Below are 24,533 nucleotides of genomic sequence, written 5' to 3' on the forward strand. Positions count from 1 at the left end.
ATGTATAGTTTATTGGCTATAAAAAGATGTCTTTGTTTTAATAAAAAAGAAATTAAGTGAAGGATTGATTATGTCTTTAGACTCTTTTTGTGTGCAAAAAAAGCTGAATATTAAAGGTTGCTCTTATAATTACTTCAGTATCAAAGATGCAAGTAAAAAACTGGGGTTAAATTATAAGAAATTACCAGTAATAACTAAAATTTTTTTTGAAAATTTATTACGTAATGAAGATGGTTATAATGTAACGTGTGATGAAATAAAGCTTCTGCCTGAGCTTTTGAATAGTTCTAATGGTGAAATAAGCTTTATGCCAGCACGAATTTTGATGCAAGATTTTACAGGTGTGCCTGCAGTAGTGGATTTAGCAGCAATGCGGGATTATGTTAAAAAAAATGGTAAGGATCCTAACATTATTAATCCTAAGACTTATGTTGATCTGGTTATAGATCATTCTTTACAGGTAGATTTTTATGGATCGAAAGATTCTGTAGTAAAAAATACTGATATTGAAATGTATAGAAATATGGAACGATACCAATTTCTCAAATGGGGAAAGGCAGCATTTAGTAATTTTAGGGTAGTTCCTCCTGGGGTAGGAATATGTCATCAAGTCAATTTGGAATACTTGGCGAAAGTTGTATGGAATGACGGGATACATGTATATCCAGATACTGTTGTTGGCACTGATAGTCATACAACTATGATTAATGGATTAGCAGTTTTGGGGTGGGGTGTAGGTGGTATAGAAGCTGAGGCAGTAATGCTAGGGCAGCCAATTACTATGCAAATTCCAAGAGTAATCGGATTTAAACTTGTTGGCAAATTATCAGAAGGTATTACAGCAACTGATATGGTGCTAACCATTACTAATATTTTAAGGGAAAAAGGAGTTGTTGGTAAATTTATTGAATTTTATGGTGATGGCCTTAAAACATTATCAGTTTTTGATCGTGCGACTATTGCAAACATGTCTCCTGAGTATGGTGCTACATGTGGATTTTTCCCTATTGATCAGAATACTTTAGATTATTTAGATATTACAGGACGAGATTCTGTACTAATAGATTTAGTAGAAGCTTATGCAAAAGAGCAGGGCTTATGGTGTGATTATTGTAATGAGATATTATATTCTGATAATATAGAATTTGATTTATCTGAAGTGCAAGCAGTAGTTGCTGGTCCTAAAAGACCACAAGATAAAGTATTGATATCTCAAGTATCTAAAACGTTGTATGATTTTAATATTCAAAATATTGATGATACGAAGTCATTAATGAAGCATGGAGATGTTGTTATTGCTGCAATTACAAGTTGTACTAATACTTCAAATCCTAGTGTTATGATTGCTGCAGGGCTTGTAGCACGTAAAGCTAATAAATTGGGTATTAAATCTAAACCATGGGTTAAAACTTCATTGGCTCCAGGATCACAAGTAGTAATGGAATATTTAAAAGTATCAAACTTACAAGATGATTTAGATGTTTTAGGATTTAATGTTGTAGGTTATGGATGTACGACTTGTATAGGTAATTCTGGACCTTTAGCAGAAAATATAGAGCAAGATATAAAAAATAATAATATAGTAGTTACTGCAGTATTATCAGGGAATCGTAATTTTGAAGGTAGAATACATGCCATTGTTAGAGCTAATTATTTAGCATCACCGCCTTTAGTAGTAGTGTATGCAATTGCTGGTACTGTAAATATAGATATTACCAAAGATCCGATATGTCAAGATGAATTAGGAAGGGATGTATATTTAAAGGATATTTGGCCTTCTAATCAAGAGATAAGTGACATTATTAGTAAATTTATCTCAAAGGAGATGTTTATTGAAAAGTATAGCAGTGTTTTTGAAGGTGGCAAATTGTGGGAGAATATTGATTCTATGGATGAAGAAATGACTTATAAATGGGATTCTAATAGTACATATATACAAAATCCTCCATATTTTGATAATTTATCTGTTAATAATTTTACAAAAAGTAAAGAACTTGACATTCGTAATGCAAGAGTATTGATGTTACTAGGTGACAATATAACAACAGATCATATTTCTCCTGCTGGCAATATTCCACGTGATAGTGCTGCTGGTAGATTTTTAATGCGAAATAATGTTCAAATACAAGATTTTAACTCTTATGGTTCTAGAAGAGGTAATCATTGTGTTATGATTCGTGGAACTTTTGCAAATATTCGTATCAAGAATGAGATGTTAGATGGTATTGAAGGTGGATTTACTTTACATGTTCCTACAAATCAAAAAATGACCATATTTGATGCATCTGTGTTATATCAACAAGAGAAAATACCATTGGTTATAATTGCTGGGAAGGATTATGGTAGTGGGTCTAGTAGAGACTGGGCTGCAAAGGGAACTTTTTTATTAGGTGTGAAGGCAATTATAGCTGAAAGCTTTGAACGTATACATAGATCTAATTTGATAGGAATGGGAGTATTACCACTGACATTTAAAGATGGTCAAACAAGAAAAAGTTTACAATTATGTGGAGATGAAATAATTAGTATTACGGGTACTGTGGGTATACAGCAAGATGTAGATTGTTGTATTGTAAGAAAAAATAACGTTAAGGAAACCATTAGGTTAAGATGTCAACTTAATACTATTAGTGAAGTTGATTATTTTGTTGCGGGTGGAGTTATGCAGTACATGTTGTTAAAAATGATTAAGAGAGAGGGTGTTTACAAGGAAAGACATACACTCAAAAATGATAATTAATGTCTTAATTCTTTAAGGATTAATGCTACTTGTAACAAGTCTTGTTTATAAAAAGACTTTTGCTTATATAGGTAATATACATAGATATGATGTATTATTATTTTATGGTACATAAAGTTAAGTGCTAATGTATAATAACAGTTGATCATTATATCATGGATCTGTTTTTACATAATCAATCTTATTATTTGTGACTCTTATGAAGAATAACAATTTTATGTATGTACAATGTAAATAACATGAATGCAAAATAATATGGTATAGCTATATTTGTGCAGAACACTATGTATTTTCCAAATGATAAATTTCAGTAATTTATTGTTATGTTATGAATTACATTATTTACATAGCAGGGTTATGATGACATTTATTTTTGTGGTATTTTTTACATTGTGTTAGTTGATTAAATGTTAGCTAATTTTCTAGCAGTTTTGTATAATAAATTCATATGTGAAAAATGATTAAGTACATCAGTAATATTAAAGAATGTTTCATGAATTTTGATCTAATACTTAGTAAGTTGATGTAACTTTATGTATTACAAGATGCGTAATTAATATCTTGATTATATAATTGTATAGTTTTATGTGTGTATTCACTTATAACTTATGTGTAGAAATATGTGAAAATATATTTTAAAATACCAATATTTTAATCAGTAATACACAAGTGAATTACAGGTATGTATAGCAAGTATAATTAATAAGAATATGCTTTGAAATGAAAATACCAATATATTTTATGTAGATATTGTGAAAAACAGTATTTTATATATCTTAGATTATTTTTACTAATTGGGATTTTGAGTTTAAATAACTAGTATAGTATTATAATTTTGTTGCAGTAAGTGACGGTATATTAGAATATAGCTTTCTTTCATCATATTTTGTTTATACAAGAGTAATCTTTGCTGAGAATTTATTATTGTATTTCTTGTTATTACAATTAATAAAGGACTGTTATATTCAAAATCTTAATATCATTATTAAATAGTGATAATTTCTTACATAACTTTTGGTACTACAAAATATCCATATTCTGATTTAGTATTGGATAATACTTGATCTTTGACATTACCGTCATTAACAATGTCTTGACGTGTAATTAATTTATGAAAAGGATTCCCGTAATACATTGGAGGAACATCATTTGTATCTACTTGTGAAATGATATTAAACCAACTTACTACTTTCTCTAATTGATTACTGTAATACTTAATTTCATGATCCGATAGCCTAATCTTGACTAACTTTGCAATTTCCTTTAGCCTTGCTGCATTAATACTTTCTGTTGAAGAATGTTCGTGATGAACAATATCATTATTTTTAGAATATTTTTCCATTGTGTAATAAATTAGCTATAATATATTGACTTAAAAAATTGCTTATAGATTTAATCTTAATCTTACTGCATATTTTATCATTTTGAATAGTATCAGTTATAATTAAATTGTCAAGTTCTGAGTTGAGTATTGTATCTACTGCTTGACCAGATAGTACACCATGTGTAATATAACTATCTACTTGGATAGCACCTCTATTTTTAAGTGCTATTGCAGCATTACATAATGTTCCACCAGAATCAATTATATCATCTATTATGATACAATGCTTACCTTTTACATCACCTAGTACATACATAACCTCAGAAACACCAGGACTTTCTCTATATTTATCAATCATTGCTGATTGTATAGATTGTGTTTTACATGTATTTGATAAAATTTTTGTAAAATTTCGTACTCTATTTAAAGAACCACAGTCAGGTGATACAATTACTAATTTATCTATAGTACTATGTGCAATTATATTATCAATAAAGATATTATGACAAGTTAAGTTTGTTATTGGTATATCAAAAAAGCCTTCTAATTGTTTAGAATGTAAGTCAATAGTGATGATATGATTAATGTTACTAGATTTTAAAATTTTTGCGATTACTTTAGCACTAATAGGAGAAAACATTAGTTGATTATTAATTTTCCTAGAAATTACCCTATCTTGTCGGGAATAACAAAAATATGGTATTATAGCTGTTATTTTTTTTGGATTTAAAGCTCTTGTAACAGCATCAGTTAATAACAATAATTCAACTAAATTATCGCCAGAAGGGTAAGATAATGATTGTATAATGACAACATGTTTATTTTGATAAGAGATATCACTTTCTACTTCTATATTAAGTTCTTGATCTGAAAATCGTGAGGTAACAGTATTGACTAATTTTATTCCTGTCATGTTCGATATGCTTGTTGCTAATGGAATATTAGAAGTTCCAGATATTATTAACATATTAACTTTAATTTAATTGACTAGGTAAAAATGATAATGAAAACTGCTATAAAAGTAAATAACTTATTTATGATAGACCTAATATTTTTTAGTAAAAGTTTAATAATAAAATTTTTATCACGTGTTACTTAAGACAAAATTTGAATGTGTTTTTAAATGGGAGATATTGTGTCTATTTTTTGTAGATAAATACTAAAAATAAGGAGATGTGATATGTAGTAGTATTTACAGAATAACTAACTTATAAGTCTAAGATAGATTATAAAGAGCGCTCTTTTATAGTACAAGTAAAAGAAAGCAGCAAGAATATGAGTAAAGGCTGATAGCTACAAGGTTGTTATAACATGTTGTGTAAAAAAAGTCAGTTAGTTATGAACATGTTTATTTTTTATAATTATAATTAGTCCATGTTAGCTCACGGTAATTTTTATTCTACAAAGCATTATGAATGCAAAATTTGTTATTGTACCATTTAGTAATAAGTTAGCATTATCTTAGTTGCTGTAATGCCTTATGATGACTTACTAACAAGTTTTAATCCAGTTATTTTTGGAATTTAGTATATAATAATGAATAAAATATATTAAGTTGTTTATGTTTTGCCGTAATGTATTATTGTTTAGTGAATGATATTCTTGTTATTTAGCAATCTTAATGTTTTTGTTACGCAATTAGCTAATATTTTTGAGTGATGTGAGGAGCAATGTGGTAGATGTTATAAGTAAAAGCCAGATTCTTAAAGTTTTAGAGTCTGTTATTGATTATGAAGTAAATCAAAACATTGTTAAATTAGGGATGGTATCTTCAATTGTAATATGTGGTGATAATGTTACTTTTGCATTGGAATTTCCCAATAAAGCACAAGCAATACGTAAGCAGCAATTAACAGAGGAGTGTAAGAAAGCTATAAAGAATAATATTAAAGAAGTTAAAAATATTAATATTGCATTAGTTATAGATAATACCACAAAATCAGAATTAATACTTAATGATGTAAAAAATATCATATTGATTGCTTCAGGAAAGGGTGGTGTAGGTAAATCTACAGTTGCTGTACATGTAGCATTGTCTTTATTAAGAATGGGATATAAGGTTGCATTGGTTGATGGTGATATTTATGGTCCGTCGGTACCGCAACTTTTAAATATATATGGTAATGTGAAAGTAAATTGTAATGGTAAGATGGTCCCTTTGGAAGGTTATGGACTTAAAACTATGTCAATCGGATATATCGTGGATAAAGACAAAGCAGTAATGTGGCGTGGTCCAATGTTAACAAAAGCAATATATAAACTTATGGTAGATACAGAATGGCAAGATATAGATTATTTAATAGTAGACACACCTCCTGGTACAGGTGATGTACATATTAATCTTTTTTCTAAGTTTAGTATTACAGGTGTAGTACTAGTTTCTACTCCTCAAGAACTATCAATATTAGAGCTAATGAAAATGTACAATATGTTACAAATTATGATGGTTCCAATTATTGGTATGGTAGAAAATATGAGTTATTTTTTTGATAATGTTTCAGGGCGTAAAGTTTATTTTTTCGGAAAAGAAGGAGTGCAGAGAATTGCAAAAGTAAGAAATATCACATTTCTTGGTGAGATAATAATAGATCCACAAATTTGTGAGTCATCAGAAAAAAGAAATCCATTATTGTTAAGTCAGGATTTGCTTAAGGCATATGATAGTATTACTATTAATATGTTAAATAGTTTAAAAAATATTTATGGTAAGAAAGATAACATTTTATAAACGTTAATAAATTTAGGTTAATGTAGTGATTATGGATTTCTTTTAAAAGGTTTTTTTCATATATATTACTGAGAAATTAATTTTTAAAATTATATTTTTACTAGTAATTTAACTTATTTAAAACAATAACACACTGTATTTGATATTTCTTATAGTAGGTAAGTGAATTTTTATACTAAAAGTTATTGAGATTTAGAATTGTTAACTAATTGGCTAATTTCTTTTTCAATAATACTTTTAACTAATTTATATAAATTCTTGTTAAGCCACAAGGATAACTCCGGTTTAATAATATTTATTACTAGCTCTTCTATAGTTATGTTTGAATGATTAACAGTTTTTTGAGGTTTGTGAATTTGATTGATTAATTTTTTTACTTCTTCAGTAGTAGCAGTAATATTTTCTTCAGATATTAAGGAAAAATTTGTTACATGTTGGGTTGTTGACTCATTTTCTTGTATTAGGGAAGAATTTTCAGTTAGATTCATTGATTTTAATTCAGAGCTATCACAGGTTGATGTAGTAATATTAGATGTGATATTATACTGATGAGTAGTTTGTTCGATTATAGAACGCAGGGTGTTATCGATATCACTAAGTATACTATAGGGGTTATATTTATTTTTATTGAGCTCTAAAGCATTTTCAGGATTTTCTAAGTATACTATTTCTGTGTCCTGTACCGGTTGTGTTTCATTATTAGCCATAACTTTTTTGATTCCATTAATGATATCCTTAATTGATTGAAAGTTGTTAAGTTTACTCATATTATAATTAACTTTTAGTTGATTTTTAATTTAAATTAAATTGTCCGATTAAAGCAAGTAAATTATATTGGTTTATAATTACACTACTTTGAGCATTTATTAAGTTAACCTTAGCTTTCAGTAATTCCTGTTCAGCATCTGAAACATCAAGTATTGTCTTAAGGTTCAGTTTAGCCTCTTCCTTTACACTTTCTAAGACAACTGTTGCATATTTTATAGAATCTTTTGCTGATTGTAGCATAGATTGAGCAGTAGATAAATTTTCCCAATTTAATACAACAGATTCCTCTAAGGATTTTAAAGCTTCATAATATGCATACATTTTTTGTTTACGGGCAATGTGCGATTGTTCAATATTAGCAATGTTTACACCTTTCTGAAATATAGGTAGAGATATTTGAAAATCAATATTACTCATATAGTTTGAAGTGTTAAATGGAGATGTTAAATTAGCTGTAATACTGAGATACGGTAAGGACTTTGCCAGCGTTGTTAGTATATCTTTTTTTGCAGAGATGTAAGCATAGCTTGCTAACTTTAAGGCAATGCTATTTTGTCTAGCAAGATTTAAAGCATCTTCTAAGGCAACAGGAATCTTTATAGGCATTTCAGGATAATGTAGATTAGTAGGTTGCTCTCCAATAATGTGAAAATAACTTGCTTCAGCAACTTTCATATTACCGTGTGCTTTTATAGTATCTGATATAGCAGCTGATAGCAGAGCTTTTGTTTTTGATACATCAGTTTTTGTTATTTCTCCAACATTAAAACGCTTTTGAGCAATAAGCAAGTGTTGCTTTAGAATTTTCTCATTGTTTTGGTTAAGCTTATAAACTTCAATTGCTGTTAGAACATTCATATATGCTCTTATTGCGTTTAATAAAATATTCTGCTTTCTTAATAAAAAGCTTAGATCTTGAATGCCTAGTAAATAACGTGATTGCTGTAATGCTGATATAGTAGCCATGCTAAGTGATTCTGATAACATTATACCTGTGGTTTTGTTTTGATTTGGTATATTTATACTGTTAATACCATTACTTGCAGACCTAATAAAATAGGTAACATTTGGTAGTAACTCAGATATACTAGAAAAGAAAACCTGCTTTTTATTCCCTAATGTTTCGTAGAAGCTATTTTTAAGACTAGGATTATTCTCTAGTGTTTTTATTAAAGCATCATTTAGTGATGTGCTGTATGCATATAAGGGAAGAATTGTAAGAATTAAAAGTAAAAATGCACTCTTATACATAAATAAATTGCTAATTTTAATGTGGTGCATTATACAACTAGGCTTACAATAAGTAAATATGTATTTAGATCTACATATAATGAGTTTCTTGACAATAGTAAATTATGCTAGTAGATTAAGTAATATTTTAAGTTGTTGGATGCAAATGAAGACTTTTTCTTTGAAAGCTAAGCAGATAAAGAAGCAATGGGTTGTTATTGATGCAGATGGAGCTGTTGTTGGCAGGCTAGCTGCTTTTATTGCTACTGTTTTACGTGGTAAAAATAAACCTGAATATACTCCTCATATGGATTGTGGGGATAACGTCATAGTAATTAATGCAGAAAAAGTCAAATTTACTGGCAGCAAATTTAATGATAAAATTTACTATAGGCATACTGGTTACCCTGGTGGAATAAAGAGCTCTACACCTGCTGAATTATATAGATCTGGGCGTTTTGATCGTGTATTAAAAATGGCTGTTTTGCGTATGATTGGAGATGGGCCTATGGCACGTTGTCGCTTTAAGAATTTATATGTTTATTGTGGACCAACACATAAACATTATGCGCAGAAGCCTATAGAATTAAATTTTTTGCAGATGAATGCTAAAAATAAAAAGGAGATGTGATATGGTAAGTAATGTTTTACAGAATCACCAACCTGACAAACCTAAGATAGATTCTAAAGGGCGCTCTTATGGCACAGGTAAAAGAAAGGAGTCAGTAGCAAGAGTATGGATAAAGGCTGGCAGTGGAAAGGTTGTTGTTAATAACATGGAACTATCTAAGTATTTTAAAAGAGGTTCTTTATGTAGAAGGGTTTATTTGCCGTTTAATGTTACTTCTACTACTGGGTGTTATGATGTTATTGCCACAGTTGCTGGTGGAGGTATTTCCGGGCAGGCTGGTGCTTTAGCTCATGGTGTTAGTAAGGCGTTAAAAGATATTAATCCTTCTCTACATCCAATCTTAAGACAAGCTGGGCTTTTGACAAGGGATTCACGTATTGTTGAGCGTAAAAAATACGGACAGCATAAGGCAAGGAAGAAATGTCAGTTTTCTAAGAGATAATATTTATGGAACACATAAGGGCTGTTGTTGTAGGTGCTACAGGGTATGTGGGGGTTGAAATAGTAAGATTACTTATGTCGCATCCTATGGTAAGGATTAAGTATCTTTGTGCAACGCAGTTGGGATCATTATCAGATGTATTTCCTCATATTAATCGTAGATGTGATTTATTAATTTCACAATTTGAGGATGTTGATTTTTCACAAGTTGATGTTGTGTTCTTGTGTCTTCCACATAATATATCAAATAAGTTAATAGCTAATATACCAGAATTTGTTAGAATAATAGACCTATCTGCGGATTTTAGAATCAAAAGTCTTGATATATATCAGCAGTGGTATGGAGAACATAGTGCGCAATACCTTATTGATAGTGCTGTTTATGGGTTATCAGAGATTTATCGTAGAGAAATTAAAAATGCACGTTTAGTTGCTTGCCCTGGGTGTTATGCTACTTCAATGCTAATACCTCTTATTCCTTTAGTAAAAGATAATTTGATAAAAGTAGATAATATAATAGTTGATGCAAAATCTGGTGTAAGTGGTGCAGGAAAAGTGTTAAAGCAAGAAAATATGTTTTGTGATGTCAATGAAAGTATTAAAGTGTATAGTATTTCGCATCATAGACATATCTCTGAAGTAGAACAAGAATTGTCGTTTTTTGCTAAAAAAGATGTATTGTTGCAATTTACACCTCATTTGATTCCAGTTAGTAGAGGTATATTATCTAATATATATTTAAATCTGAATGATAAAGTTTCTATTTATGATATTAATGATGCTTTATTGTCTTTTTATAGAGCTTCTGATTTTATATTTGTAGATAACGATAAGGCAGTAAATACAAAGTCGGTCATTGGTACTAATTTTTGTTATTTAGGAATTTTTCCTGGAAGACGAGAGAATTGTATAGTAATAGTATCTGTAATTGATAATTTATTAAAAGGTGCTGCTGGGCAAGCTGTACAAAATTTTAATATTATGTTTTCTTTAAGGGAAAGTTTAGCTTTACTGCAAACAGCAATTTATGTTTAGATGATGCAGTGACAGGTATTGTAAAAGCGATTTATAATTAAAGGATGTGATGATGGATTTGAAAAAAATTAGTTATGGTAATAATGTTCCAAAAGAAATAAATGTTATTATTGAGATTAGTCAGGGTTCTGCTCCTGTTAAGTATGAATTTGATAAGGAAAAAAATTTTTTTTGTGTAAACAGATTTTTGCCAACGGCAATGTATTATCCATGTAATTATGGATTCATTCCTAATACTATTGCTGGTGATGGGGATCCTGTAGATGTTTTAGTATTAACCAGGTTTCCAGTGATGGTGGGTGCATTAATATCTGTAAGACCTATAGGGGTGCTGACTATGTATGATGAAGCTGGAGAAGATGTAAAAATTCTTTCTGTGCCTATTGAAAAAGTTGATCGTTATTATGCTAAAGTTTATAATTATCTTGATATACCAGAATCATTTATTGATTCAATAACTCACTTTTTTTCTTTTTATAAGAAGTTAGAAAAAGATAAATTTACATCTGTGGAAAAATGGCAAGATATGAAATTTGCAGAGAAATTAATATTGGATTCATTAATTAAATAATATAAGAATTTATGAAAAAATATTTCTGTAAGTAAAAAAAAACAGTTAATAAACTAAAATTTTATCAATTGTTATATTTTTTTATTAAGTTTAATATTAGCTTATATTAATAAATTTTTTTGTATCTTTTTTAAGAAAAGTGAATTTATATAATAAATATATTAATAGTTAATATTTTTTCAAGGATATACATAATACTTAGTTAACATATGCTATGATTTAATGTTACAGTTGCTAATATACTACAAGTTATATATATATATTTAATATTTAAAATATTATTAATTTTTTCTATGTATATATTGGGTTATTTATAGTGTTTATGTACCCTTATATTAATATCTTTCAATTTTTAAGATCTATATAAGTATTGTTTTATTTAGAAATTTATTAGAAATTTAATTTCTAAGTAATGATACATATTGATTATTAATTAATAATAAATCAATTGTGATTTATTTAATGCTTGAGTTTATCTAGTTTAAATTGTAATAAGTTGTAATAATGTGAACTATAAGGTGAATGTATGGAGAGACATGACAATCATGGTACAATAGTTACTAAGATAAAGTTACAAATGAATAAAATGGGAATAAATGCCCGTGAGCTGGCAGATAAAGCTTATGTTGGTAAGTCGTTCGTTTATGATATATTGAGTGGTAAATCAACAAATCCTACATCTAAGAAACTTATGGCAATAGCAAAAGTGTTAAAGGTGCCATTATCATATTTAATTAGTAGTGATGACTGTACTTATGATATGAGTGGTAATGATATATTACCTATAAATCATTTAGATACACAAAATAGCTTGTCAGAGTACTCGAATAATTTAAAATTTTATTTACCTGCAAATATAAAATTATCATTAGATATAAAAAATTTGCGTTTTTACCATGTTAAGGGTGATAGTATGTGTCCTACATTAGTAAATCAGGACATTGTGTTGGTGGATACGGGTGATAAAATTGCTCATCCTGTTGGTATTTTTACTATTATTGATTCAGTTGGTATATCAGTTAGAAGATTGGAGTATGTAAAAGATAACCAAAAAATTAGATTACGTATTGTTTGTGATAATAAACAATATTCTTCCTATGAAAGTGACCTTGAAGATGTAAAAGTGTTAGGTCGTGTGGTTTGGTATGCAAGAGCATTATAATTAATCTTTTGTCAATAAATAAGGATTTGTATTTTGTATGAGTTAGCATTATTATCTTTATTAGAAGGTATTAACTTATTATTTGTAAAAAATATAGCATTATAACCTACTAAGTAGAAAGGTAGGTTTATGCGTGTATAATAGCTTAACTGTCAGTCAATAAAGTAAAATTTTTATGTGCTATGTGTGCAACATAATAGAAATATGTTATATATAATTTTGCTATTATGCTTGATTAGCATAATAACACTATATATTAATTTTTTTTGAGATTTATTAATAATAAGTTAATTATGGTTATTGATTTTAAATGCTGTATATCTAGTGTTATTATAAATTTTGACGGAGGATGATACATATATGATAAGGAAGATAATATTTATAATCTGAAGTACGTTTTAGTGTATATATTATTTTTTTAGAGTTTTGAGCTATTAATTTGGGGTGTTTTTATAATTAAGATTTATTATAGGGTTTTATTAGAGGTGTATTTATGCGTATATTATTAATAGAAGATGATATTACATGTGCGAAAGCAGTGGAGGCTTCTTTATCTTCAGAGGGACATTTTTGTGAGACTATGACTTCTGCTCAAGATTGTTATGGTAGTATTATTCCAAAAAATGATGATTATGATGTAGTAATATTGGATATACATTTTCCAGGTAAGATAGATGGTTATGATATATTAGTAAAGCTGCGTGAGTCAGGAATAAAAGTTCCGGTATTAATATTGTCTTGTATTTCGTCTGTAGCTCATAAGGTAAAAGGGCTATATTATGGTGCAGATGACTATATAACGAAGCCTTTCCATAAAAGTGAGTTGCTTGCAAGGATTAAGGCAATAGTGCGCCGTACAAGAGGACATCCTGAATCAATAGTACGTGTTGGCAATATTTCAATTAATTTAGATCACAAATGTGTTGAATGTAATGGTGAAATTGTACACTTAACTAAGAAAGAATATGGTATGATAGAACTTCTTTCATCGCGTTTAGGTACTGTTCTTACAAAAGAAATGTTTCTGTCACACTTATATAGAGAGCTAGATGAACCATCTGACGATAAAATTATTGATGTATTCATGTGCAAACTACGTAAAAAGTTGAAAATTGCAAGTAATGGTAAAAATTATATAGAGACTGTTTGGGGACGTGGTTATGTTCTTAAAGAGTGTGCTGATGATGAAGATGAATCTAGAAGGGATTATATGTGGAATGAGAATAATCATGATATGGCGTATGGTAACGAAACAAGTAAAGATTATGTAGAGGAAGCTTAATTTATTATTTGGATTTTAATATTTTTATGTTAATGTGGAGTGTAATAAATGCATTTTAAGTAATATATGGCAGTTTTTGTGCATAATAATGATTTACCTGAAAATTTGAATTTTGGTGATGTTATTGCAGTTGATACTGAAGCTATGGGTCTTGTACATAGACGTGATAGGTTGTGTTTGGTGCAATTATCTACAGGTAATGGTGATGCTCACTTAGTTAAGTTTGTGGATGGTTGTTTCGATGCTCCAAATTTAAAAAGGATACTTTCTGATAGTAATATACTTAAAATTTTTCATTTTGCGCGATTTGATATAGCAATTATATATTATTATCTTAAGATTTGGGCTGTGCCGTGTTATTGTACAAAGATAGCATCAAAGCTAACTCGTACTTATACTGATCATCATGGGTTAAAAGATTTATGCTATGATTTTTTAGGCATAAAACTCAGTAAGGTACAACAGTCTTCTGATTGGGGGCATGAAGTGTTAACATCTGATCAACTTAGTTATGCAGCATCGGATGTATTGTATTTACATGCTATAAAAAATAAGTTAGATATAATGCTGCGACGTGAATGTAAGCAGGAAATAGCTGATGCTTGTTTTGCATTTCTTCCTACAAGAGCAGAGCTAGATTTGTTGGGGTGGGGTGATGATATATTTAGTCACAGCACTTAATTAGATTGTTTGTTCATTGTGTAAGAGTTTATGTGTAAGGGAACATGAGTGCTTTGTTAAAAAATAATTTGCAATTTAAAATTGTAAAAGAAGATTTATTTCAGTCTTTAGTATATATTAATAATATTATAGAAAGACGACAAAGTATTGTTGTTTTGTCGTGTGTTAAAATTGAAGCAAAGGGTAATGTTATAAGTTTAACTGCTACTGATCTTGATATTTCAATAGTTGCTTGTATTAATGCTGATGTTATTTCTGATGGTATTGTAGTAACATCTGCTCAATTGCTTTATGATATTGTGAAAAAACTTTCTAACAACACTGAGATAATATTTAAAATTAAAAATGGAAAATTGGTTATAGAATGTGGAAATGCAAAATTTTCTTTGCATATTGTTGATCCTGATAAATTCCCTATTATTGAAAATAATGAGTTAGATTATAAATTTGATTTGAAAGTGGAGGTTTTAATAGATCTACTAAGTAAAACAAAATTTGCTATGTCAACAGAAGAAAGTCGATATAATTTAAATGGTGTTTATTTACATATCAATGATAATGTTTTATGTTGTGTTGCAACAGATGGTCACCGATTATCGTTAATGCAAACTGAAAAATTTGACAATGAAGTTTTTGATTTTGGCATTATTGTACCTAGAAAAACTGTTAACGAAATACTAAGGATTATTAGTAATGATTATACAGATAAGGTTATATCTATTAGCTTATCAAAAAGAAAAATTTGCTTTAAATATAAAGATTATGTAGTGACATCTAAAGTAATAGATGGTGTATTTCCAGATTATAAACCAATAATTCCACAGGTTGAGGGTAAGCATGTATCTATAGAATCCGAGGTATTATTAAGTGTTATAGATCGTGTATCTGTTATTGTATTTGACAAAGTAAAAGTAATTAAGTTAGATTTTACTCATAATAAATTACTAATAAGTTCTGCTTCTTCTGATCAAGGAGATGCTATAGAGGAGTTAGATATAGATTACATTGGAGAAGATATTACTATAGGACTAAATGCTAAATATTTGATGGAAGTATTATATTGTATCAAAGGAAGATGTAAATTGATATTCCGTGATGGTAGTACGGCGATTGTAATCCAGGACCAGGATATAGAGCGAGCACTTTATATTATAATGCCAATGAGGATGTGATGTTAAAATATTATGTATTATGTGATAAATTAGTATTATAGTACTGAATTTATTGGGGATAGAGTTTAATATGTACTTAAAAACGCAGTGTAGTAGGGATTTTATTTATATTTTTGATAAATAAAGAAGAAAGTTTTATGATTTTTTAAAAGTATAGACTATGTAATTTTTATTTACCAGCATAAATATTATTATGTTAATAATATTTAATTTAATATTTTAGATAGGGAAATGTGGTTAATTTATAACTACTATGCTTTATTATTGTTCTATTTAATTTTGCTGATATAACATATGTATATATGTTAACTATTCCACTGTTACAGATTTGGCAAGATTTCTTGGTTGATCAGCATTTATCCCTTTTTTAATTGCAAGTGTATATGCAATTAGTTGCATTACAACTGTATATGCAATTGGTGATGAAAAGAAGTTTGTCTGAGGTAGTTCTATTACTTGAGTACAAAGATTTTGTAATTTTAGAGAACCTTTTTTATCTGTTATTGCTATAACTATACCTTCCCTTGCTACTATTTCTTGAATATTAAGAAAATTTTTTGAGAATAACTCATTGTATGGTGAAATGGCAATTGTGAGTATTGATTTATCAATTACTGCAATAGACCCATGCTTCATTTCTCCCGCTGCAATACCTATGGTATTAATATAAGATAATTCTCTGATTTTCAAAGCACCTTCTAAAGCCACCCCGTAGGCAGTACCTCGGCCTATAACAATAGTATGATTATATTTTAAAATTGTACTTGCTACTAAATCAATATTTTTTACTTGCAAAACATGTGATATATGTGTTGGTATCAATGCTAGATAATTTATAAAGTGTGATAAGTCATGAGAAGAGTTGTTCTTTATTTGAGCTAAATGTACAGCAAAACATGCTAGAACGGATAATTGAGCCGAAAAAGTTTTTGTAGATGCTACACCTATTTCTACTCCAGCTAAGGTTTTTAAGGCAATATCTGAAGCTTGCTCCATACTATTCCCTGGTACGTTTGTTAAACTAATAATTTTACAATTATGTTTTTTTGCATAGTGTAATGCTTCAAGAGTGTCAGCTGTTTCACCTGATTGCGATATTAATAACACAATGTCTTTTTCTGAAAGAGAAATATTTTTATAACGAAATTCAGATGCTATATCTAAATAAACTCGTACATTAGTAATACCTTCTATCCAATATTTTGCTATTAGTCCAGCAAAATATGAAGAACCGCATCCTATTATTATTATAGAATCTATGTTACTAAAATAATCGATATCATTAAATGCTAATATTGAATTATTATTGTTAATAAATTGACTTATTGTATTATGTACTATTTGCGGTTGTTCGTATATTTCTTTAAGCATGAAATAAGGATATTGACCTTTACTAACTTCACCAATTAAAAAATTACTAGCAAATGTGTTACGATGAACTTTGATATTATTATTGTAGATTTTTATATTATTTGAATGAATTTCTGCAATATCATTATCTTCCAAGTATGTAATTTTCTGTACATGATGAATTAATGCATGTGCATCAGAAGATACAAAATTAGTATTCATGCCATACCCTAATACTAGAGGCAGCCCGTTCTTTGCTGCTATTAATAGATTATTATGATCTGTAAATAATACTATAATAGAAAATTTCCCTGTTAATTTTTTAACAGCTTTGGTTACAGCCTCACGAGGTGATAATCCTAATTTTAAATTAAGTTGTATAAGATGTGGTATAACTTCGGTATCAGTTTTAGTAATAAAAGCCAAAGTTTGTGCTTCTAATTGTCTTTTTATTTCCATGTAATTTTCTATAACGCCATTGTGTGCAACGGCTACTTTATCAACACATATTGGGTGTGCATTATTGATTGTTGGAGCTCCATGTGTAGCCCATCTAGTATGTGCTATACCAATTGTGCTAGTAAATGTACTGTCGGATTTTATAATATTACTTAAATGAGTAACTTTTTTACTAGACTTTTTAACTTGTATACCATTACTAAGTATTGCAACACCACAAGAATCATAACCCCTATATTCTAACTGGGATAACCCATGCAGGAGTAACTGCACAACAGAATATTTGCTGACTACCCCAAATACACCACACATGCAAGCACCTAATTGTAACAGCTATAATGGAAAGTACTAACTATAAATCTACTTTTCCTCAGATACTGAAGCAAAAGACTTTTTAGTTTTATTTATTACTTCAGATATTGAAGATTTTAGCACCTTTACTTCTACGCCATCTGCAATTTCTATAAAAAGGTGCTGATTGTTAGTGTCAACTTTGTTGACGCATCCTAATATACTACCAGATACTACAACTTTATCACCTTTTTTAATACTATCTAATAACTTGTTATGCTCCTTAATTTTTTTTTGTTGTGGCCTAATAATTAGAAAATAAAACACAACAAAAATTAAAACCAGCGGTACAAAACCTGCAATTGATGCCCCTATTCCTGCAGTAGATGGAGAAGACACTGATGTAGCAAAAGCTTCAGAAAAAAACAATACTTAACCTATCAAAAATATATAACTACTTTATAAAAAATCAAAATCTTTGTCAAGCTAGTTTACAAGCAAATTTTTTTACATATTATTCACAGGATCCAATATCATATCTGTACACGCCATCTGGCCAATCCAATAAGTCCAAAGCAGCGTATGCTTGGTGCTTTGCACTTGCTAAATTATCGGCTTCAGCTACAATGTTTAAAACTCTTCCACCATTAGATATTACATTACCATTACTATCCAATTTTGTTCCCGCATGAAAAACATTAATATTAGGCAATTTTTCAATTGCATCTAAACCTTTTATGATAGATCCTGTTTTATATTCATCAGGATACCCTTTACTTGCTACTACAACACATACAGCAGATTTATTATTAAGTTCTACAACTTCATTCCCAAGTTTACCTTTAGCTGTTAATACCATTAATTTTAACAAATCGGAATTAAGTCTTGGAAGTATAGATTGTGTTTCTGGATCACCAAACCTTACATTGTATTCAATGAGCTTTGGTTCATTTTTTTTAATCATTATGCCTGCAAATAACATTCCCTTAAATTGTATATTCATATTGAACATTGCTTTAATGGTGGGATATATTATTTTTTGTACAATAATATGCTCCATTTCTTTGCTAATAATGCCTGGAGAGGAATAAGAACCCATTCCCCCTGTATTAGGTCCTTTATTGTTATCGTGTATAGTTTTGTAATCTTGAGCCACTCCTAGTATTACAGGATTAGTACCATCAATTAAAGTAAAGAAGCTAATCTCCTTACCCCCATCAAGGAATTCTTCAATGATAACTGCTTCTCCTGCTTGTCCAAATTTCTTTTTAACAAGCATTAGATCCAACGTATTATAAGCTTCCTCAATAGTGTGACATATAACAACACCTTTACCACTTGCAAGACCATCAGCTTTAATTACTAACGGTAATTTATTTTTATTTATAAATTGCTTTGCTGATTGTACATCAATGAAATATCCGTATTTTGCTGTGGGAATATTATAACGCGTACATAATTCTTTAGTAAATCCCTTTGAATATTCAAGTCTTGAAGCAGCTTTTGATGGACCGAACACTAAAATGCCTTCATCAGTTAAGGCATCTGCTAACCCATTAACTAATGCAGCCTCTGGTCCAATAACTACTAATTCAATTTTTTCTTTATTACATAGCTGAATTACTTCTATAAAGTCATTTATGTTAAGATCTACTAAGGTAGCTAAATTAGACATTGCTTCACGCCCCGGAGCAACAAAAAGCTTTCCAATCATAGGAGACTTTTTTAAATAATGCAGCAATGCGTGCTCACGTCCTCCAGCTCCAATAACTAATACATTCATTTTATGATGACCAAAAAATACCTATATAACCTTATAATTTGGTATCTTATGCTACCATAAATTATATAATTGTCAATGTAAATATAGTACTTGACTACGTTTTTGATAAAGAACTTGCCTTAATAATTGTTTTATGTTTTAATTTTTTTTAAAATTGTTGTGCTTTCTGGGAAAATTTAATGAATTTCTTGAAAATTGTTTTTATATTATATTGTATATTCTTTAGTAGCTATGTTGTGGCAGATGTTAAAAATTTTGAGGAATCAGCTTCTGCACTTTATAATCTTGGTATTCAGCAGTTTAAAATTAAGAAGTATAAGGATGCAATAAAAACTTTCGCAAAAATTGAAAGCTTATATCCTTTTTCAGAATTAGCAGTAAAGGGTCGTTTAATTGCTGCAGTTGCAAATTATGAAATTGATGATTATGTTAGCGCTAGTGATTTAGTAGATGATTATATACAAATGTATCCTAATAGTCAAAATATAGACTTTGCCTACTATTTACGTATTATTTCTAAATATATGCAAATTCAAGATATAGATCTTGATCCGAAAGTAGCTTATGAAGTATTAGAGTTATCAAATGAGTTTATAAAGTTGTTTTCCAATTCTGAGTATGCTGTATCTGTAAAAAAAGGATTAACAAACGTTAGACATCATGTGGCAGGGAAAGAGTTTTCTATAGGGAATTTTTACTTAAAAAGGGGTGAATATATTGCAGCGCTTAAAAGATTTAATGTTATACTTGCTCAATATGATGATACAAAATATTTTCCAGAAAGCATATATAGGATTTATGAAATATATTTAGCTTTAGGAGATAGGGAAACATCGCAAAAGTACTTATCAATGTTTCAAAAATGTTGTAAGGATAGTATTTGGATTAACTTAAATAAACAGTAAATTATACTTAATTTTAATATTAGTTAATAGATTAGAAAATTTTTTTAATTAGGATTTTATATAAAATGTTCTTTACTTAAGATTAAGTAAAGGTTTATTAATATAACAGCATTATTATTTAATAATATAATTATTCTGTTGTTTTTATTATGAACTACCTTGTGCTATATAATTTAAGGTATGAAAAATAAATCTCTTCTTAGATTATTTAGATAGTATTATTACGGCAAATAGTAAAAATAAGTAGTAAATTGAATAAGTAAATAACTGCTTATAACGTAGTGCATTGTTATGCTTAAATATTCTTAATACATGTATTAGAAATATTGTTCCAAGTATTGTTGCACTTATTTCATATAATATTGTATATTTAACAAAGATACCTGGGAATAATGTGATAGGAATAAGAATAAGACTATAAAAAAGAATATGAAGTTTTGTTTTATGTATACCATAAACAACAGGCATCATAGGAATATTTGCTTTTTTATATTCATTGTAATTTAGAAGTGATAAAGCCCAAGAATGAGGTGGTGTCCACATGAAAATAATACTAAAAAGTATAAGACTTTCTAATGAAATGGAACCTGTAACGGATGTCCATCCAATTATTGGAGGAAAGGCTCCAGCTATACCACCAATAACTACATTTTGTGAAGTTCTTCTTTTTAATATTATGGTGTATATTATTATATAGAAGTTGATACTAATGGTGAGTATAATAGCAGATATATAATTGACAGAAATTGCCATTATGGTAATTGATAATATTGCAAGCACTAATCCAAATTCAAGTACAGTACTTTTTTTAATTTTGCCAGCAGGTATAGGACGATTTTTTGTACGTTTCATTATTGCATCTATATCGCTATCATACCACATGTTGATAGCCCCTGCTGCACCTGATCCTAGAGCAATACATAATATAGATATAATAGCAATAAAAGGATGTATATTACCTGGAGCTATTGTCATTCCTGTAATACCCGTAAATACAACTAGGGACATAATTTTTGGCTTTAATAATTGACAATAATCACCAATGGAAGCAATTTTCTCTTCTTTTGTATTTAAGGACATGATTATTCTATTTTTGGAATTTCATTGAAAGTATGAAAAGGTGCAGGAGATGGAATAGTCCATTCTAATGTATCTCCTCCCCAAGGATTACTAGGAGCTTTTTTGCCATTTTTCAAAGTTATTATTACAATATAAATAAAGAATAAAGCAGAGATAAAAGATAATAGTGCCCCTAAAGAGGATATATAATTCCATGGTATAAAAGCATCCGGATAGTCAGGAATTCTTCTAGGCATTCCTGCAAGTCCTAAAAAGTGTTGAGGAAAAAATGTTAAATTAGTTGCGATAAATGTAATCCAAAAATGTATTTTCCCTAGACGTTCATTATATTGTTTACCTGACATTTTACCTATCCAGTAGTAAAATGCTGCATATGCTGCAAATAAGGCTGCAATAGACATTACATAATGAAAATGTGCTACAATATAGTATGTATCATGTAGTACTTTATCAATACCACCATGAGATATTACAATTCCTGTTAGTCCACCAGCTGTAAAAACAAATATGAATCCTATTGCAAATAACATTGGAGTTTTAAATTCAATATTACCACCCCACATTGTTGCGATCCAACTGAATACCTTTATACCTGTTAATACTCCTATTAACATAGTTGTTACACTAAAATATGTAATTGCTTCTGCACTTAATCCTACAGTAAACATGTGATGTGCCCATACAACACCACCAACTGTTGCTATACCGATTAATGCAAATACCATACCTAAATATCCAAATACTGCTTTATGGGAAAACGTTGAAATAATTTGAGTGATAATACCAAAAGCTGGGAAAATGATAACATATACTTCTGGATGGCCAAAAAACCAAAATAAGTGTTGAAATAGAAGAGGATCGCCTCCACCTGCAGGATCAAAGAAGCTAGTTCCAAAATTACGATCTGTTAAAAGCATTGTAATTGCACCAGCTAATATTGGTAAAGTAACAATTAGCATGAAAGATGTTAATAATATTGTCCACACAAATAAAGGCATCTTTAATAATGTCATGCCTGTAGCACGCATGTTGAAGATAGTTACTATGAAATTCACTGACCCAGCAATAGAAGAAATGCCGGCAACATGTAGAGCAAAGATAGCAATGTCTACAGATGCATCAGGATGGGAAGCAATATAAGATAATGGTGGGTAAAGTGTCCATCCTGTGCCAGCACCTTCGCCTATTAATATAGAACTTATTAAAAGAATAAGAGAAGCTACAAGCAGCCAAAAGCTTACATTATTTAGTCGTGGGAATGCCATATCTGGTGCTCCTATTAATAATGGAACAAACCAATTACCAAAGCCTCCAGTTAGTGCAGGCATAATCATAAAAAAAACCATAACTAATGCATGACTTGTAACAATTGTATTATAAAGTTGGTAATTATCATGAAGTACATTAATATGCGCGAGTTGAGCACGTATTATAAGTGATAAAAGCCCTCCTACTATTCCACCAATAATTGAAAATATAATATACATAGTACCTATATCTTTATGATTAGTAGAAAATAGCCAGCGTTTTATTCCTCTTGGTAAGTGTTCATCATTCATAATTATGGTCCTAACTAAAGTTTATGTTCTTTTACCCATTTAGCAAATTCTTCCTTACTGACGGCTACTATTGTAATAGGCATAAATCCATGTAGCCTACCACAAAGTTCAGAGCATTGTCCATAGTAAACGCCAGGATTTTTGATATTAAACCAGGTTTCATTTAGTCTTCCTGGCACTGCATCAATTTTTACTCCAAGAGCAGGGACTGCCCAACTATGTATTACATCTGCACCTGTAACTTGTACCAATACATTTACATTTGTTGGTACTATAACCTTATTATCTACCTCAAGTAAACGTAATTCCCCTTCTTTTAAATCATTAGAAGCTTTCATGTAGCTATCGAACTGAATATTGTAGTCTGGATATATATAACTCCAATACCATTGATAACCAATCGCCTTTATCGTTAGTTCAGTTTTAGGTATTTTTTGTTCCTGTTGAATTAATTTTACGTTACTTATTGTAAGAAACCCTACTAACATTAATGGAATAACTGTCCATATAATTTCAAGCAATGCATTATGAGAGTTTTTAGTGTTAAAAGTTATTTGATCATTGTCTTTTTTACGGAATCTGATTATTATATATGTCAGCATGCTAAAAACAACAGCCGCTATTATTAACATTATTATCATTACAAAATTGTGTGAATGTATAATATGTTCCATAGTGTCAGTTGCAGGGTCTTGAAAGCCCATTTGCCAAGGGTATGCCGTAGATGCAGCATATAAATTACAATAATAACATACTGTGTTAAATATAAAAAGCAAGCAAGGGTAAATTATTAACATGCAATTATAGTTTTAACTAGTTTACCTTTCTATCATTATAGTTATAAAAATGCAAGAATTTTTGTGCTAGTAGTGCTTCTGATTATGAAATATCAATGCTGATTATATGTTTGTTATAATTTTTATTATTGATAGAATGTGTCAATACTTTAAGATAATTTTAATAAATTATATTATATCGAGTTTTAAAGTATAAAATTATCAGGAAATTTATTTCTAAGGTTGATGTTGGAAATTTTATTGTTTCCGTAGTAGTAATTGTAAATTATCATATAAATTTTTATAGGAATGTTGTGTATAACTAATTAGTTAGTTTAAATTACATTTTAGATTTCTTCATTGTATTGTTTATTTGAATAACAATTATATTGTTACAATAAAGTTATAAATATCACTACAGTAGTTCTGTTATGATATTAGTTATGTATTATTGTAATTGAATATTAAAAGAGAAATTAATAGGGCAAAGTTAAGTATAATATTGTATCTATGATTGACAATAAATTACCTCAATAAGATAGATATTGACAAGAAGTCAAAGAGC

21 protein-coding genes are annotated in these 24,533 nt (G+C 29.2%); 11 read left to right on the plus strand and 10 right to left on the minus strand.

Annotated elements, in window-relative coordinates; translation table 11 throughout:
- Window positions 1-70: 70 nt before the first annotated feature.
- On the plus strand, window positions 71-2,740 hold the full coding sequence (gene acnA / locus HL033_RS02625) for an aconitate hydratase AcnA (RefSeq protein ID WP_218193765.1): 2,670 nt from the start codon (window positions 71-73) through the stop codon (window positions 2,738-2,740).
- Between the two features lie 1,003 nt (window positions 2,741-3,743).
- On the opposite strand, the gene gatC is transcribed toward acnA, so the two are convergent.
- Both gatC and HL033_RS02635 read right to left on the minus strand, forming a co-directional pair.
- Window positions 3,744-4,082 (minus strand): Asp-tRNA(Asn)/Glu-tRNA(Gln) amidotransferase subunit GatC, encoded by a 339-nt coding sequence (gene gatC / locus HL033_RS02630; RefSeq protein ID WP_218193766.1) that lies wholly within the window; start codon window positions 4,080-4,082, stop codon window positions 3,744-3,746.
- Window positions 4,066-5,031: a ribose-phosphate diphosphokinase gene (locus HL033_RS02635; RefSeq protein ID WP_218193767.1), complete on the minus strand. Its 966-nt coding sequence runs from the start codon at window positions 5,029-5,031 to the stop codon at window positions 4,066-4,068. The genes gatC and HL033_RS02635 overlap by 17 nt, the downstream gene beginning before the upstream one ends.
- 705 nt (window positions 5,032-5,736) lie before the next feature.
- On the opposite strand from HL033_RS02635, the gene HL033_RS02640 reads away from it, so the two are divergent.
- Complete coding sequence (locus HL033_RS02640) at window positions 5,737-6,792, plus strand: Mrp/NBP35 family ATP-binding protein (protein WP_246575208.1); 1,056 nt, start codon at window positions 5,737-5,739, stop codon at window positions 6,790-6,792.
- Window positions 6,793-6,974: 182 nt separating this feature from the next.
- Here the strand turns inward: HL033_RS02640 and HL033_RS02645 are convergent, their stop codons facing one another.
- Complete coding sequence (locus tag HL033_RS02645) at window positions 6,975-7,559, minus strand: DUF2497 domain-containing protein (RefSeq protein WP_218193768.1); 585 nt, start codon at window positions 7,557-7,559, stop codon at window positions 6,975-6,977.
- A gap of 25 nt (window positions 7,560-7,584) precedes the next feature.
- Window positions 7,585-8,811, minus strand: coding sequence for a TolC family protein (locus HL033_RS02650; RefSeq protein WP_218193769.1), 1,227 nt, complete (start codon window positions 8,809-8,811; stop codon window positions 7,585-7,587).
- 145 nt (window positions 8,812-8,956) lie between these two features.
- Here HL033_RS02650 and rplM point away from each other — a divergent pair, with 145 nt between their 5' ends.
- From rplM to dnaN, 8 genes are all read left to right on the plus strand, one after another.
- Entirely contained in the window at window positions 8,957-9,421 is a 465-nt protein-coding gene (gene rplM / locus HL033_RS02655) for a 50S ribosomal protein L13 (RefSeq protein ID WP_218194500.1), read from the plus strand.
- A gap of 1 nt (window position 9,422) precedes the next feature.
- A complete protein-coding gene (gene rpsI / locus HL033_RS02660) occupies window positions 9,423-9,863 on the plus strand; it encodes a 30S ribosomal protein S9 (protein WP_218193770.1) in 441 nt (146 codons plus the stop codon).
- Between the two features lie 5 nt (window positions 9,864-9,868).
- Window positions 9,869-10,897, plus strand: a complete 1,029-nt coding sequence (argC, locus tag HL033_RS02665; RefSeq protein ID WP_218193771.1) for an N-acetyl-gamma-glutamyl-phosphate reductase — start codon at window positions 9,869-9,871, stop codon at window positions 10,895-10,897.
- Window positions 10,898-10,949: 52 nt separating this feature from the next.
- Window positions 10,950-11,468 (plus strand): inorganic diphosphatase, encoded by a 519-nt coding sequence (ppa, locus tag HL033_RS02670; protein ID WP_218194501.1) that lies wholly within the window; start codon window positions 10,950-10,952, stop codon window positions 11,466-11,468.
- Between the two features lie 526 nt (window positions 11,469-11,994).
- Entirely contained in the window at window positions 11,995-12,630 is a 636-nt protein-coding gene (locus HL033_RS02675) for an ECH_1013 family putative transcriptional regulator (protein ID WP_218193772.1), read from the plus strand.
- Window positions 12,631-13,123: 493 nt separating this feature from the next.
- The gene (locus tag HL033_RS02680) at window positions 13,124-13,912 is read left to right on the plus strand and encodes a response regulator transcription factor (protein ID WP_218193773.1); all 789 of its coding nucleotides are present in this window, start codon (window positions 13,124-13,126) and stop codon (window positions 13,910-13,912) included.
- A 66-nt stretch (window positions 13,913-13,978) separates the two neighbouring features.
- Window positions 13,979-14,593 (plus strand): ribonuclease D, encoded by a 615-nt coding sequence (locus tag HL033_RS02685; RefSeq protein WP_218193774.1) that lies wholly within the window; start codon window positions 13,979-13,981, stop codon window positions 14,591-14,593.
- 44 nt (window positions 14,594-14,637) lie between these two features.
- Window positions 14,638-15,765 carry a DNA polymerase III subunit beta gene (gene dnaN / locus HL033_RS02690; RefSeq protein WP_218193775.1) on the plus strand — a complete coding sequence of 376 codons (1,128 nt, stop codon included), beginning with the start codon at window positions 14,638-14,640 and terminating at the stop codon, window positions 15,763-15,765.
- A 309-nt stretch (window positions 15,766-16,074) separates the two neighbouring features.
- On the opposite strand, the gene glmS is transcribed toward dnaN, so the two are convergent.
- The 3 genes from glmS to purD form a co-directional block, all read right to left on the minus strand.
- Window positions 16,075-17,886 (minus strand): glutamine--fructose-6-phosphate transaminase (isomerizing), encoded by a 1,812-nt coding sequence (glmS, locus tag HL033_RS02695; protein ID WP_218193776.1) that lies wholly within the window; start codon window positions 17,884-17,886, stop codon window positions 16,075-16,077.
- A gap of 48 nt (window positions 17,887-17,934) precedes the next feature.
- Window positions 17,935-18,294, minus strand: coding sequence for a preprotein translocase subunit YajC (yajC, locus tag HL033_RS02700; protein ID WP_218193777.1), 360 nt, complete (start codon window positions 18,292-18,294; stop codon window positions 17,935-17,937).
- Window positions 18,295-18,379: 85 nt separating this feature from the next.
- On the minus strand, window positions 18,380-19,648 hold the full coding sequence (gene purD, locus HL033_RS02705) for a phosphoribosylamine--glycine ligase (protein WP_218193778.1): 1,269 nt from the start codon (window positions 19,646-19,648) through the stop codon (window positions 18,380-18,382).
- Between the two features lie 236 nt (window positions 19,649-19,884).
- On the opposite strand from purD, the gene HL033_RS02710 reads away from it, so the two are divergent.
- The gene (locus HL033_RS02710; protein WP_218193779.1) at window positions 19,885-20,553 is read left to right on the plus strand and encodes an outer membrane protein assembly factor BamD; all 669 of its coding nucleotides are present in this window, start codon (window positions 19,885-19,887) and stop codon (window positions 20,551-20,553) included.
- Window positions 20,554-20,757: 204 nt separating this feature from the next.
- Here the strand turns inward: HL033_RS02710 and cyoE are convergent, their stop codons facing one another.
- The 3 genes from cyoE to coxB are packed head-to-tail and all read right to left on the minus strand — an operon-like array spanning window position 20,758 to window position 23,989.
- A complete protein-coding gene (gene cyoE / locus HL033_RS02715) occupies window positions 20,758-21,633 on the minus strand; it encodes a heme o synthase (RefSeq protein ID WP_218193780.1) in 876 nt (291 codons plus the stop codon).
- Between the two features lie 2 nt (window positions 21,634-21,635).
- Window positions 21,636-23,192 carry a cytochrome c oxidase subunit I gene (gene ctaD, locus HL033_RS02720; RefSeq protein WP_218193781.1) on the minus strand — a complete coding sequence of 519 codons (1,557 nt, stop codon included), beginning with the start codon at window positions 23,190-23,192 and terminating at the stop codon, window positions 21,636-21,638.
- Between the two features lie 14 nt (window positions 23,193-23,206).
- The gene (gene coxB / locus HL033_RS02725; RefSeq protein ID WP_218193782.1) at window positions 23,207-23,989 is read right to left on the minus strand and encodes a cytochrome c oxidase subunit II; all 783 of its coding nucleotides are present in this window, start codon (window positions 23,987-23,989) and stop codon (window positions 23,207-23,209) included.
- Window positions 23,990-24,533 lie beyond the last annotated feature (544 nt).

This window comes from Neoehrlichia mikurensis (genome assembly GCF_019186785.1).
Lineage (GTDB): Bacteria > Pseudomonadota > Alphaproteobacteria > Rickettsiales > Anaplasmataceae > Neoehrlichia > Neoehrlichia mikurensis.

Bases quoted from the DNA above. Each gene is read 5' to 3' on its own strand.
- acnA (WP_218193765.1), top strand. From the start codon at position 71: ATGTCTTTAGACTCTTTTTGTGTGCAAAAAAAGCTGAATATTAAAGGT.
- gatC (WP_218193766.1), bottom strand. From the start codon at position 4,082: ATGGAAAAATATTCTAAAAATAATGATATTGTTCATCACGAACATTCT.
- HL033_RS02635 (WP_218193767.1), bottom strand. From the start codon at position 5,031: ATGTTAATAATATCTGGAACTTCTAATATTCCATTAGCAACAAGCATA.
- HL033_RS02645 (WP_218193768.1), bottom strand. From the start codon at position 7,559: ATGAGTAAACTTAACAACTTTCAATCAATTAAGGATATCATTAATGGA.
- HL033_RS02650 (WP_218193769.1), bottom strand. From the start codon at position 8,811: ATGTATAAGAGTGCATTTTTACTTTTAATTCTTACAATTCTTCCCTTA.
- rplM (WP_218194500.1), top strand. From the start codon at position 8,957: ATGAAGACTTTTTCTTTGAAAGCTAAGCAGATAAAGAAGCAATGGGTT.
- rpsI (WP_218193770.1), top strand. From the start codon at position 9,423: ATGGTAAGTAATGTTTTACAGAATCACCAACCTGACAAACCTAAGATA.
- argC (WP_218193771.1), top strand. From the start codon at position 9,869: ATGGAACACATAAGGGCTGTTGTTGTAGGTGCTACAGGGTATGTGGGG.
- ppa (WP_218194501.1), top strand. From the start codon at position 10,950: ATGGATTTGAAAAAAATTAGTTATGGTAATAATGTTCCAAAAGAAATA.
- HL033_RS02675 (WP_218193772.1), top strand. From the start codon at position 11,995: ATGGAGAGACATGACAATCATGGTACAATAGTTACTAAGATAAAGTTA.
- HL033_RS02680 (WP_218193773.1), top strand. From the start codon at position 13,124: ATGCGTATATTATTAATAGAAGATGATATTACATGTGCGAAAGCAGTG.
- HL033_RS02685 (WP_218193774.1), top strand. From the start codon at position 13,979: ATGGCAGTTTTTGTGCATAATAATGATTTACCTGAAAATTTGAATTTT.
- dnaN (WP_218193775.1), top strand. From the start codon at position 14,638: ATGAGTGCTTTGTTAAAAAATAATTTGCAATTTAAAATTGTAAAAGAA.
- glmS (WP_218193776.1), bottom strand. From the start codon at position 17,886: ATGTGTGGTGTATTTGGGGTAGTCAGCAAATATTCTGTTGTGCAGTTA.
- purD (WP_218193778.1), bottom strand. From the start codon at position 19,648: ATGAATGTATTAGTTATTGGAGCTGGAGGACGTGAGCACGCATTGCTG.
- cyoE (WP_218193780.1), bottom strand. From the start codon at position 21,633: ATGTCCTTAAATACAAAAGAAGAGAAAATTGCTTCCATTGGTGATTAT.
- ctaD (WP_218193781.1), bottom strand. From the start codon at position 23,192: ATGAATGATGAACACTTACCAAGAGGAATAAAACGCTGGCTATTTTCT.
- coxB (WP_218193782.1), bottom strand. From the start codon at position 23,989: ATGTTAATAATTTACCCTTGCTTGCTTTTTATATTTAACACAGTATGT.